Origin of the sequence: Fusicatenibacter faecihominis, from assembly GCF_020686945.1 — a bacterium.
Lineage (GTDB): Bacteria > Bacillota > Clostridia > Lachnospirales > Lachnospiraceae > Limivivens > Limivivens faecihominis.
Map to the genome: position 1 here is coordinate 1 of NZ_JAJEPR010000015.1, position 12,364 is coordinate 12,364.

The window sequence follows — 12,364 nt, forward strand, 5'->3', positions numbered from 1 at the left end:
GCATAAATCACTATTTTGTTAGCTGAAATATTGAATTTTTAAGGTACGAATCCCATTTTAGGTATGGGAAGTCTTAGTACTTAACCTGAATTATTCATGAGCATATAAAAATGCTCAATACTGTAAAGCCTTGAAACAGTTTCCTTGAATTCAATCGAATCATCCCCAAAAATGTACAGACTACCCCCTGTGAAGTTTGATTAAGTTACTTTGGAACTGTCAAGGTACGTTAATAATTGCTATTCCAACTGTACGAACAGCTGCTGGATATTCTCCAATGTCCTGTAGAACTCCTTTTTATAAGGACAGCTGCTACACAGTTTGAATGTGATAGATCTTGCGGAATGGATTGCCCCTGCCACAATAAAACTGGATGATCTGATAAGGTTCCATATCCATGTTTGTAACAATAAAAGTGTACATGTGTGTCAGCTGTCCGTATGGTTTCTCAATTTTGAAAACCACACGTCTTGGATATTTCCATGAACCTGCCTGATACATAAATTCGCCATAAGTTACTGCATAGCTGATCTGATCCTTTTGAGTGGCTTGGTACAAATCTTCCTCTTTATCTGAAGCCAGGGCAATGAGTGCGGGATTCTGTTTTAAACGGATAGCATAGGAGCAGCCATTACTCTCACAGGTTTCATAAAGTTTTGGGGAAGAGAATCCGCTGTCCCCACGAAGATAAGTTTTAATGCCCCTTTCCAGGTATTCCTGAAAAATAGATTCCATAAATTTATCTGCCCCATTGCTACAATGGAGCGTTCCATCGCGGAGTTTCGCTTTTATCAGATCTCCAGTCAGTCCGTCATAGCATAGGAATGGATGATATCCATGTGCCTGGTAATGAAAGTTGAATCCTTCGCCTTCCTGCCTGCCATAAGTGTCAAACAGAGTGCTGTCCAAATCCAGAAGCACATGCTCCGGACGTTTTATGGAATAGATGGTATCCCTGAGATTTTTATCAATGTCATCAAACTGTATCAGTGTATCTTCATCCATACGGTTGAAAAATCTTGATAATGTTGGTTGCGATGCTAGACTTTCTTTATCAAGAATGATATTGAAAACAGGATCCAGAGTCAGTTCATCCGCACAGTCATCATGAAAATATGCAGAGATGACCTGATAGATCATCTGTAATAGATTTTCATAGTCTTTGTGGAACCGGATAGACTTATCGTTGGTTTTAAACTTTTTTTCGATCAGCTTTGTAAAGCCGATCTTTGCAGCGAATTCTTTTATCAAAAGGAGTCCTGCATCGGAGGAAAGATCGCCTCCATCAAAATTTATTTTAATTTGCCTATTGCTTTGAAGTGAAAAGGTGTTTACAATACTCATAAAGGGCTCCTTTGTTGGTATTATTTGAGATTCGACACCTTAATTTTACCACAAATGGATGCTCTTTTTTTATTCACTTAATAGGTGAAAAGCAAAATGCAGTTAAAATACAGTAACTATGTGGCTTTCAGCCACTTTCACGGTAAAGTCGTGAATAATTCAGGTTAAATTCTCTTAAAAGATGACGGAAAGCAGAAACTGACAGTTTCGAACGTTGCTGATAAAATGCAGAACTTGTAGGGGCAGAAAAATCATATTTTTGAAATCAAGCTTGCGTCTGCGTAAAAAATCCTTGTCAGGATTATTTGCAAAAGAAGAAATTGAGAGGGACATCTCATCAATAATGTCCCAAAGTGTAGTTTTGACTGTTTCAGGAAATGTCATAGTTAAACCTCCTTGAATTAGAATGAAATATAGTTCTAATTTAAGGGCCGCTCTCGTTACCTCATGAATTTATCAGCAACGAGAGCGGCCACACATTTTGGCTGCTTTGTCAACTACATATTAAAATATTTTTGTTAGAGGTTCAAATTGACTTGAATCGATAAGCCTAACTAAGTGACATTGGTTCAGAACATCAGCGAAACAAAAAAATCAGACTATGCAAACTTGTTTGCAATAGGATGAATTTTTTGTTTCGGAATGGGCGGAACGGCGCTGAGTCCCAGTGGGACTCGGTGAGCACCGACCGAAGCAGTGCGTAGACCTGAGGCCTGTTGTTCTCAGTCAGCGAAGACAGGATCTGATACGCTGGAAGCTTCGTAAACGCAGCACGCAGACCTTCAAAAGAAATGGCAAAAACAGCGTTGTCTTTAAATCAACGACACTTGTGCGTGTATCTGAGAGAAAAACAAAACAAGAAAAAATGTACGCAAGACACGGAAAAATGCTTGCTTTTTTTTCTTCTATCTGTTATGATGAAATTACCTTAAACAGTAAGGAAAAGAAGACGTGTAAGGGGACTTCGTTATAGGGACACCGGGAATTTCGGGGGATTTTCAGAACGGTGGAAAACGAAGTACTGCAGGAGGAAAAAGAGCGATTTTGTCTTAAAGAAGAAACGGAAACCTTTCCTGCGCGTACGATAAGCACCCCTTCCGGAAGCTAAGGAGGAAAAGGTAATGGGTGAAATGATGTGGGCACTGGTAAAAGAAAAAGCAGACGTAGGTCTCTGGATGAAAAAGGTACCGGTACCGATGGTGGGGAAAAATGATGTGAAGATTAAAATTCACAAAACGGCGATCTGTGGAACAGACGTACATATTTATAACTGGAATGAGTGGGCACAGCACACGATTCCCGTTGGTCTGACTGCAGGTCATGAGTATGTAGGAGAGATTGTAGAGGTTGGAGAGAACGTAGAAGGCTTCAAGGTAGGCGATCTGGTATCCGGCGAGGGTCATATCGTCTGTGGAAAATGCCGTAACTGTCTGGCAGGAATGAAGCACCTCTGCAAAAATACCCAGGGTGTAGGCGTGAACAGAAACGGTGCGTTTGCTGAGTATCTGGTAATTCCGGCAGCAAATGCATGGCATTGCGATCCCTCCATCCGTGAGGAGCTCTACTCCATCTTTGATCCCCTGGGAAATGCGGTTCATACAGCACTTTCCTTTGATATGGTAGGTGAGGATGTCCTGATCACAGGAGCAGGCCCCATCGGTATCATGGCAGCAGCAATTTCCCGTCATGTGGGAGCCCGCCATGTTGTGATCACAGATATGAACGACTACCGTCTGGATCTCGCAAAGAAAATGGGCGCTACCAGAACCGTCAATGTATCAAAAGAGAACCTGCCGGATGTCATGAAAGAGATCGGTATGAAAGAGGGCTTCGATGTAGGACTGGAGATGTCCGGAAGCCAGCCGGGCTTCAACAACATGGTTGACAATATGAAGAACGGCGGCAAAATCGCTCTTCTGGGCCTGCAGAAAGCAGATGCCCGTATCAACTGGGAAAAGGTTATTTTCAACGGCCTGACCATCCGCGGTATCTACGGACGTAAAGTATGGGAGACCTGGTACAAGATGTCCACCATGCTTCAGAGCGGCCTGAATGTAGACGATATCATCACACACCGTTTCGATGTGCGGGATTATGAAAAAGGTTTTGAGGCTATGAACAGCGGTATGTCCGGAAAGGTAATCCTTGACTGGACCAAACTGGAGGCAGAGGAAGAGGCTTAAGTTTAGTATTAAGGAGGCAGAGTAAAATGGCAGTAAAACAGGATATTTTAGATATTTATGCAAAAGAAGTAGAAGGAATCAAAGAGGCTGGCCTTTTCAAAGGCGAGGCTCCTATCGCTTCCCCTCAGGGTGCGAGAGTAAAGCTTGAGGACGGAAGAGAAGTCATCAACATGTGCGCCAACAACTACTTGGGTCTTGGCAATGACAAGCGCCTGATCGAGGCAGCAAAGAAGACCTACGATGAGAAGGGCTACGGACTGGCATCCGTTCGTTTCATCTGCGGAACCCAGGATATTCACAAACAGCTGGAAAAACGGATTTCATCCTTCCTCGGAATGGATGACACGATCCTTTACTCTTCCTGTTTTGATGCCAATGGCGGTCTGTTTGAGACCATCCTCACCGCTGAGGATGCTGTCATCAGTGATGAACTGAACCATGCCAGCATCATTGACGGCGTTCGTCTCTGCAAGGCAAAACGTTATCGTTACCACAACAACGATATGGCTGACCTGAGAGCAAAACTTGAGGAGGCTGATGCAGCAGGAGCAAGAATCAAACTCATCGCTACTGACGGCGTTTTCTCCATGGACGGCATCATCGCTGATCTGAAAGGCATCTGCGATCTGGCAGACGAGTTCCATGCACTGGTTATGGTTGACGACAGCCATGCAGCCGGTTTTGTAGGAAAGACCGGACGCGGAACTGCCGAGTACTGCGGCGTACAGGGCAGAGTCGATATCATCACCGGTACCCTCGGTAAAGCCCTCGGCGGAGCCAGCGGCGGATTCACCAGCGCCCGCAAAGAGATCGTAGATCTGCTTCGTCAGAGGAGCCGTCCTTACCTCTTCTCCAACACCCTGGCTCCGGCCATCGCAGGCGCCAGCATGGCAGTGTTTGATATCCTCGAGAAAGATACCACTCTCCGTGATCATCTGGAAGAGACCACTGCATACTACAGACAGCAGCTCACTGAGGCTGGTTTTGACATCATCCCCGGCGTACATCCCATCGTTCCGGTAATGCTCTATGACGAGCGTCTGGCCGGCGAGTACGCAAAACGTATGATGGAAAAAGGCGTTTATGTGGTAGCTTTCTCCTATCCGGTAGTTCCGAAGGGAAAAGCAAGAATCCGTACCCAGGTTTGTGCAACCCATACCAAAGAAGATATCGATTACATCGTAAAATGCTTCAAAGAGGTTCGCGACGAGCTGAAATAAAATTGAATAGATAAATATTGAAATCTGCTCTCCCTTTCGTTTATAATGAAATTATCAAATAATTTCTATATGGAAGGGAGAGTTTTTATGAGTGAAAGGAAGAAACACACAAATCGTCTGCTGGTTTTTATGGGTTTGCTGTTTTTACTGTCATTTTTGCCGTGGAATACGCTGAATGCGAAAGCTGCGGTGACATTGAGTCGTAAGAAAATGATCCTGACAGTAAATCAGAAACAGTATCTTCGAGTGAAGGGCCGGCCGGCAGGAAGCACACTGATCTGGCGTTCCAGCAATACATCTGTGGCGACTGTGGCAGGCGGAACGGTGAGAGCAAGAAGACGTGGAAATGCAGTCATCAGCGTTACGGTTATGAGAAATAGAAGACGGGTGGCTGTCCGTACCTGCCGTGTCCGTGTGGCGGAGGTCCCGACCGTGGTTGCTTCTCTTGGTGTCACTGGTGAAGCATCGGAGTATATTGCGGGAATTACTTTTCTGGTTGACGGAAAGAGAAGCATGCTCCTGACCAATAAGCTGGTTCTTCAGACGCCGGGGCAGAGATGGCAGACCCTTTATCTTCTGGATGAAAACCAGATCAGCAGCAGTGGAGGAAATAAGATTTCCTGGCTGAAAGGAAAGACCATTTCCCCATATAATAACAATGACCGGAATATTGAAACTGCTTATTTTGCAAGGAAAGACTTCCGGCCGTTCCGGATTACATCCGCTTCCGGTGCAGTATTTTATTTTTACTATGACGGAATCAAGTACAAGGCTGCAGCGAGGGATCTTGGCAGTTCACTGGATCCTCAGCCCTGCCGCCTGGTTCGCCTGACTCCGGTAAGCCCGGCATAAAAAACAATGGATAAAAAAGGCTTACAGCCGGATCTCTTCGGAGGTCCGGCTGAATTTTCGCTTGCTTTTTTTCAAAAAATGTAGTTAGATAGTAATTGCGATTTTTTGAAAATACGAAAGTATGTTCTGATACTTATTTTTTGATAGAGAAAGGAAATAACTATGGCAAAGACGACCACTTACGACGCCAGCAGCATCTCGGTCCTGGAAGGCCTGGAGGCGGTGCGGAAGCGTCCGGGTATGTATATAGGCAGCGTTTCCACCAAGGGACTGAATCACCTGATCTATGAGATCGTGGATAACGCGGTGGATGAACATCTGGCCGGTTACTGTGACCGGATCGAGGTAACGCTGGAGGCGGACGGCTCTGCCACAGTGAACGATAATGGCCGTGGTATTCCGGTGGGAATGCATGAGAAAGGCATGTCCGCGGCCCGGCTGGTATTTACGACCCTTCATGCCGGCGGAAAATTCGACAATGCGGCTTACAAGACCAGCGGAGGCCTTCACGGCGTGGGTTCTTCCGTGGTAAACGCCCTGTCTACTTATCTGGAAATCAAGGTCAGCCGCGACGGCCAGGTGAGCTATGACAAATATGAGCGGGGCATTCCTGTTGTGGAGCTGGAAAACGGCCTCCTTCCGGTCATCGGCAAGACGAGAAAGACCGGTACCTGGGTGCATTTTCTTCCGGATCCGGAGATTTTCGAGAAGACCCGTTTCTCCGCTACCGAGGTAAAAAGCCGTCTCCACGAGACTGCTTACCTGAACCCGAACCTTACGATTGTCTTCACGGACAAGCGGGACGGAAAAAACGAGATCGAGGAGTTTCACGAGCCCGACGGTCTTTCCGGTTTCATCCGTGATATGAATAAGAACAAAGAGACCGTGACGGAGATCATCTATTTCAAAGGGGAGGCCGACGGTATCACCGTGGAGTGCGCCCTCCAATACGTCAACGAGTTTCACGAGACGGTCCTGGGCTTCTGCAACAACATCTACAATGCTGAAGGCGGAACCCACCTCACCGGTTTTAAGACGACATTTACGACGCTGATGAACACCTACGCGAGAGAGCTGGGTGTCCTCAAGGAAAAAGACGACAATTTCACCGGTACGGATATCCGAAACGGTATGACGGCTGTGGTTTCCATTAAACATCCGGATCCCCGTTTCGAGGGCCAGACCAAGACGAAACTGGACAACCAGGACGCGGCCAAGGCCACCGGAAAAGTTGCCAACGAGGAGCTGGTTCTCTATTTTGACCGAAATCTTGAGACTCTGAAAAATGTCCTCGCCTGCGCGGAGAAAGCGGCCAAGATCCGTAAAACCGAGGAGAAAGCCAAGACCAACATGCTGACCCGGCAGAAATATTCCTTCGATTCCAACGGAAAACTGGCTAACTGCGAGAGTCGCGATCCCTCGATCTGCGAAATCTTCATCGTGGAGGGAGATTCCGCCGGCGGTTCTGCCAAGACGGCCCGGAACCGGAATTTCCAGGCGATCCTCCCGATCCGGGGAAAGATCCTGAACGTGGAAAAAGCCAGTATCGACAAGGTTCTGGCCAACGCGGAGATCAAGACCATGATCAATGCTTTCGGCTGCGGTTTTTCCGAGGGGTACGGAAATGACTTTGATATCACGAAGCTTCGCTATGACAAAATCATCATCATGGCCGATGCGGACGTGGACGGAGCCCATATCAGCACGCTGCTGCTGACCCTCTTTTATCGTTTTATGCCGGATCTGATTTACGAAGGCCATGTCTATATCGCCATGCCGCCCCTCTATAAGGCGATCCCGAGCAAGGGAGCGGAAGAGTATCTCTACGACGACAAGGCTCTGGAGCGTTACCGGAAGACCCATAAGGGCTCCTTTATCCTTCAGCGTTACAAAGGTCTGGGTGAGATGGACCCGGATCAGCTCTGGGAGACCACGCTGGACCCGGCCACCCGAATCCTGAAGCGCGTGGAGATTGAGGACGGAAGAATGGCTTCCGACGTGACGGAAATGCTGATGGGAACTGAGGTTCCGCCCCGCAAGGCGTTCATTTACGAGCATGCCCAGGATGCGGAACTGGACGTATAAGGAGACTGAACCATGGAAAAAGAACAGATCATCCGAACTGAATATTCGGATATTATGCAGAAATCTTATATCGATTACGCCATGAGCGTTATCATTGCGAGAGCCCTGCCGGATGTGCGGGACGGATTAAAACCCGTACAGCGCCGGACCCTCTACGATATGTACGAGCTTGGCATCCGCTATGACAAGCCTTACCGGAAATGCGCCCGTATCGTCGGCGATACCATGGGTAAATATCATCCCCACGGTGATTCCTCGATCTACGAGGCCCTTGTAGTCATGGCTCAGGACTTCAAGAAAGGCCTGCCCCTCGTGGACGGCCACGGAAACTTCGGTTCCATCGAGGGAGACGGAGCCGCAGCGATGCGATACACCGAGGCCCGCCTCCAGAAGATCACCCAAGAGGTGTTCCTGGGCGACCTGGACAAGGATGTCGTGGACTTTGTGCCGAACTTCGATGAGACGGAGAAAGAGCCTTCCGTTCTTCCGGTCCGTGTGCCGAATATTCTGGTCAACGGTTCTGACGGAATCGCCGTCGGTATGGTGACGAGCATACCGCCTCACAACCTCGGCGAGGTCATCGATGCCGTGAAGGCTGTGATCCGGAACAACCAGATCACGAACCGGGAACTCATGGAGTACATCAAAGGTCCGGATTTCCCTACCGGCGGCATTGTGGTAAATAAGGACGACCTCCTCTCAATCTATGAGACCGGCGTCGGCAAGATCCGCTTGAGAGGCCGTGTCGAAGTGGAAAAAGGTAAGGGCGGCAAGGACCGGCTGGTCATCACTGAGATTCCCTACACGATGATGGGAGCCAACATCGGCAAATTCTTGAACGACGTGGCCAATCTGGTGGAGAACAAGGTCACGACGGATATCGTGGATATTTCCAACCAGTCCTCCAAGGAGGGCATCCGCATCGTTCTTGAACTCCGGAAAAACGCCGACGTGGACAACCTCGTTAACATGCTTTACAAGAAGACCCGCCTCGAGGACACCTTCGGCGTCAACATGCTGGCGGTGGCCGGCGGCAAGCCCGAGACTCTGAGCCTCAAATCCATCATCGATTACCATGTGGATTTCCAGTTTGAGCTGGCTACAAGAAAGTACCGGACGCTGCTCAACAAAGAGCTGGCGAAAAAAGAGATCCAGGAAGGTCTCATCAAGGCCTGCGACTGCATCGACCTCATCATCGAGATTCTCCGGGGCAGTAAAAACCAGAAACAGGTAAAAGAATGCCTGGTAAACGGCGTCACCGAGGGTATCAAATTCAAGAGCAAGGTCTCCGAGAAAGCTGCCAAAACCCTGCGCTTCACGGAAAATCAGGCCACAGCCATCCTGGAGATGCGTCTCTATAAGCTGATCGGTCTGGAGATCGAAGCACTGATGAAGGAGCACGAGGCGACGCTGGCCAATATCGACAAGTACCAGGATATCCTGAACAACTATAAATCCATGGCCCGGGTCATCATCAAAGAGCTGGATGCCGTGAAAAAAGAGTACGCCGTTCCGAGAAAAACCGGTATCGAGAACGCGGCGGAGGCCGTTTTCGAGGAGAAAAAGGTGGAAGAGATGGAAGTAGTCTTCCTCATGGACCGTTTCGGTTATGCGAGAACCGTGGACACTTCCGTTTATGAGCGAAACAAGGAAGCGGCGGACGCGGAGAATAAATATGTGCTTTCCGTCATGAACACCGACAAGATTTCGATCCTGACCGACAGCGGCAGGCAGCATCTCATCAAGGTGCTGGATCTTCCCTACGGAAAATTCCGTGACAAAGGAAAGCCAATCGACAACCTCTGTAACTACGACAGCACGAAGGAGCAGGCGGTGGCTGTGGAGAGCCTCCAGAAACTCAAAATGTCGATTCTCCTTTTTACAACGAAAAAAGGTATGCTCAAGCAGATGGAGGGTTCCGAGCTCGATGTGGCGAAAAGGGCCATCGCAGCCACGAAGCTTATGGATGACGATGAGCTGATCTCAGTGGAAACGCTGGGCGAGTACGAGCAGATCGTCCTTCAGACTCACCAGGGATTTTTCTTACGTTTCCCCATAGGAGAGATCCCGATGAAAAAGAAAAACGCCGTGGGTGTTAGGGGAATCAAGATGGCGGATGACGATTTCATCGAAAAAGTCCATTATCTGGCGGCCGGTGACGACGCGATCGCCCTTTATAAAGAAAAAGAAGTGCATTTAAACCGCCTCCGCATCGGAAAACGCGATACCAAAGGAGTAAAAACCAGGGTTTAACAAGGATTTTTCACTTTTGTACTTGCTTTTTCCTTTTCGGGGTGTTATAATGCAGGTGATAATATTGTAACTGAAGTTGAGTGGGCGTTTCGTCCACTCTCTTTTTACTGTCAAAGGAGTTTTCCATATGACAGGGCAGGAAAGGTGGCGCAGATGACAAAACGAGAGACCTATGAGAAAAAGACGGAGGAAATCCTGAACCCCATGATGGAGGAGCATGGATTTGAGCTGGTGGATGTGGAGTATGTGAAGGAAGGCGGAAGCTGGTATCTTCGCGCCTACATCGACAAACCGGGCGGCATTGCCATCAATGACTGCGAGGTAATAAGCCGTGCTTTGAGCGACAAACTGGATGAAGAGGATTTTATTGAAGATTCCTATATTCTGGAAGTTAGCTCTCCGGGACTTGGTCGTCCCCTGAAAAAGGAAAAGGATTTCCAGAGAAATCTCGGAGAGGAAGTAGAAGTGCGTACTTTCCGTGCCATAGACGGACAGAAGGAATTTACCGGCGTCCTGAAAGCATATGACAAAGAATCCGTGACCATTGAATTAGAAGAAACAGAAATGAAATTTGCCAGGACGGATATCGCGCTGATTCGGCAGGCTTTCGATTTCTGAGTTAAGGAGGAATTTTCAAAATGAATAACGAATTGTTGGAGGCGCTGACCCTGCTGGAAAAAGAGAAAAACATCAGCAAAGACACGCTGCTGGAAGCTATCGAGCAGTCTCTGATCCAGGCCTGCAAGAATAATTTCGGCAAAGCTGACAACGTAAAAGTAAGCATCAATCCCGAGACCTGCGAGTTCCATGTATGGGCTGAGAAGACCGTTGTGGAAGAGGTAACGGATGATGTGACAGAGATTGCCCTTTCCAAGGCAAAAATGATCCGTTCCAGCTACGAGCTTGGAGATACCGTAAACGTGGAGATCCATTCCAAAGAGTTCGGCCGTATCGCCACCCAGAACGCAAAGAACGTGATCCTTCAGAAAATCCGCGAGGAAGAGCGCAAGGTGCTCTACAATGAGTATTATGCAAAAGAGCGTGACGTTGTCACCGGTATCGTTCAGCGTTATCTCGGAAAAAATGTCAGCGTAAACTTAGGTAAGGTAGATGCGATCCTCAATGAGAACGAGATGGTAAAAGGCGAGGTATTCCGCCCCACCGAGAGAATCAAGGTTTACATCCTTGAGGTAAAGGACACCTCCAAGGGACCGAAGATCATGGTATCCCGTACTCATCCGGAGCTGGTAAAACGTCTCTTTGAGTCTGAGGTAACAGAGGTACGCGACGGTACCGTAGAGATCAAATGCATCGCCCGTGAGGCAGGCAGCCGTACCAAGATGGCTGTTTATTCCAACAACCCGGACGTAGATCCCGTAGGAGCCTGCGTTGGTATCAACGGCGCCAGAGTCAATGCGATTGTCAATGAGCTTCGCGGCGAGAAGATCGATATCATCAACTGGAACGAGAACAATGCAATTCTCATTGAGAATGCACTGAGCCCGGCCAAAGTCATCTCCGTTATCGCAGATGACGACGAGAAGACAGCGAAGGTTATCGTTCCGGATTATCAGCTTTCTCTGGCTATCGGTAAAGAAGGACAGAACGCCCGTCTGGCAGCTCGTCTGACCGGTTTCAAGATCGACATCAAGAGCGAGACCCAGGCCAAAGAGTCCGGCGAGTTCGATGATCTGTTTGGTGACAACGGTGAGTATGAGGAGTCCGCAGATTATGACGACGATTACACCGACAAGAACTACACCAGCGATTACGAGGAAGTTTCTGAGGACGCACCGGAGCAGGAAGAAGGAGATGCAGAGTAAGTTCTGTGTCCCGGAGGTGAGAAAATGAGCCAGGTCCGCAAGGTTCCCATGCGCCAGTGTATCGGCTGCAGGGAGATGAAAAGCAAGAAAGAAATGATCCGCATCCTCAAGACCACCGAGGATGAGATTGTCATCGACGCCACCGGAAAGAAAAACGGCAGAGGGGCATATATCTGTCCCAGCCGGGAATGCTTTCAGAAAGCGGTGAAAAATAAGGGCATCGAGCGTTCCCTTAAGATGGCGATTCCCAAAGAAGTCTACGAGGCGCTGGAAAAGGAGATAGAACCGATTGAAGCAGAATAAGATCCTGTCCCTGGTAGGCCTGGCCACAAAGGCGGGCAAGACTGCCAGCGGAGAGTTTTCCACGGAGAAATCCGTCAAGGAAGGAAAAGCAAGCCTGGTGATCGTTTCTGTCGAGAGCTCGGAGAACACGAAGAAAAAATTTACGAATATGTGTACTTTTTACAAGGTACCTATGTATCTGTACGGAACAAAGGATGAATTAGGCGCGGCCATGGGAAAAGAATTTCGCGCTTCCCTGGCGGTGAATGACAGAGGCCTTGCAGCAGCGATCCAGAAACACCTGGATGAGTTGGGAGCATAA

General features: G+C 48.3%; 10 protein-coding genes and 1 pseudogene. 9 read left to right on the top strand and 2 right to left on the bottom strand.

Annotation, left to right across the window (positions count from 1 at the left end; all coding sequences use genetic code 11):
* Positions 1 to 239: 239 nt before the first annotated feature.
* Both LKD71_RS09895 and LKD71_RS09900 read right to left on the bottom strand, forming a co-directional pair.
* Positions 240 to 1,344, bottom strand: a pseudogene (locus LKD71_RS09895) (IS1380 family transposase).
* 174 nt (positions 1,345 to 1,518) lie between these two features.
* Positions 1,519 to 1,728 (bottom strand): hypothetical protein, encoded by a 210-nt coding sequence (locus tag LKD71_RS09900; protein ID WP_178046513.1) that lies wholly within the window; start codon positions 1,726 to 1,728, stop codon positions 1,519 to 1,521.
* Positions 1,729 to 2,465: 737 nt separating this feature from the next.
* Here LKD71_RS09900 and tdh point away from each other — a divergent pair.
* From tdh to LKD71_RS09945, 9 genes are all read left to right on the top strand, one after another.
* Positions 2,466 to 3,527 (top strand): L-threonine 3-dehydrogenase, encoded by a 1,062-nt coding sequence (tdh, locus tag LKD71_RS09905; RefSeq protein ID WP_178046514.1) that lies wholly within the window; start codon positions 2,466 to 2,468, stop codon positions 3,525 to 3,527.
* Between the two features lie 26 nt (positions 3,528 to 3,553).
* On the top strand, positions 3,554 to 4,747 hold the full coding sequence (locus tag LKD71_RS09910) for a glycine C-acetyltransferase (protein ID WP_227615280.1): 1,194 nt from the start codon (positions 3,554 to 3,556) through the stop codon (positions 4,745 to 4,747).
* Between the two features lie 87 nt (positions 4,748 to 4,834).
* Positions 4,835 to 5,599: an Ig-like domain-containing protein gene (locus LKD71_RS09915; protein WP_227615281.1), complete on the top strand. Its 765-nt coding sequence runs from the start codon at positions 4,835 to 4,837 to the stop codon at positions 5,597 to 5,599.
* 162 nt (positions 5,600 to 5,761) lie between these two features.
* Positions 5,762 to 7,684, top strand: coding sequence for a DNA gyrase/topoisomerase IV subunit B (locus tag LKD71_RS09920; RefSeq protein WP_227615282.1), 1,923 nt, complete (start codon positions 5,762 to 5,764; stop codon positions 7,682 to 7,684).
* A gap of 12 nt (positions 7,685 to 7,696) precedes the next feature.
* A complete protein-coding gene (locus LKD71_RS09925) occupies positions 7,697 to 9,937 on the top strand; it encodes a DNA gyrase/topoisomerase IV subunit A (RefSeq protein ID WP_227615283.1) in 2,241 nt (746 codons plus the stop codon).
* Positions 9,938 to 10,090: 153 nt separating this feature from the next.
* The gene (locus LKD71_RS09930; protein WP_178046573.1) at positions 10,091 to 10,555 is read left to right on the top strand and encodes a ribosome maturation factor RimP; all 465 of its coding nucleotides are present in this window, start codon (positions 10,091 to 10,093) and stop codon (positions 10,553 to 10,555) included.
* A gap of 20 nt (positions 10,556 to 10,575) precedes the next feature.
* The gene (gene nusA / locus LKD71_RS09935; protein WP_178046572.1) at positions 10,576 to 11,760 is read left to right on the top strand and encodes a transcription termination factor NusA; all 1,185 of its coding nucleotides are present in this window, start codon (positions 10,576 to 10,578) and stop codon (positions 11,758 to 11,760) included.
* Positions 11,761 to 11,784: 24 nt separating this feature from the next.
* Positions 11,785 to 12,063 carry an RNase P modulator RnpM gene (gene rnpM, locus LKD71_RS09940; RefSeq protein WP_227615284.1) on the top strand — a complete coding sequence of 93 codons (279 nt, stop codon included), beginning with the start codon at positions 11,785 to 11,787 and terminating at the stop codon, positions 12,061 to 12,063.
* A complete protein-coding gene (locus tag LKD71_RS09945) occupies positions 12,050 to 12,364 on the top strand; it encodes a L7Ae/L30e/S12e/Gadd45 family ribosomal protein (protein WP_227615285.1) in 315 nt (104 codons plus the stop codon). The genes rnpM and LKD71_RS09945 overlap by 14 nt, the downstream gene beginning before the upstream one ends.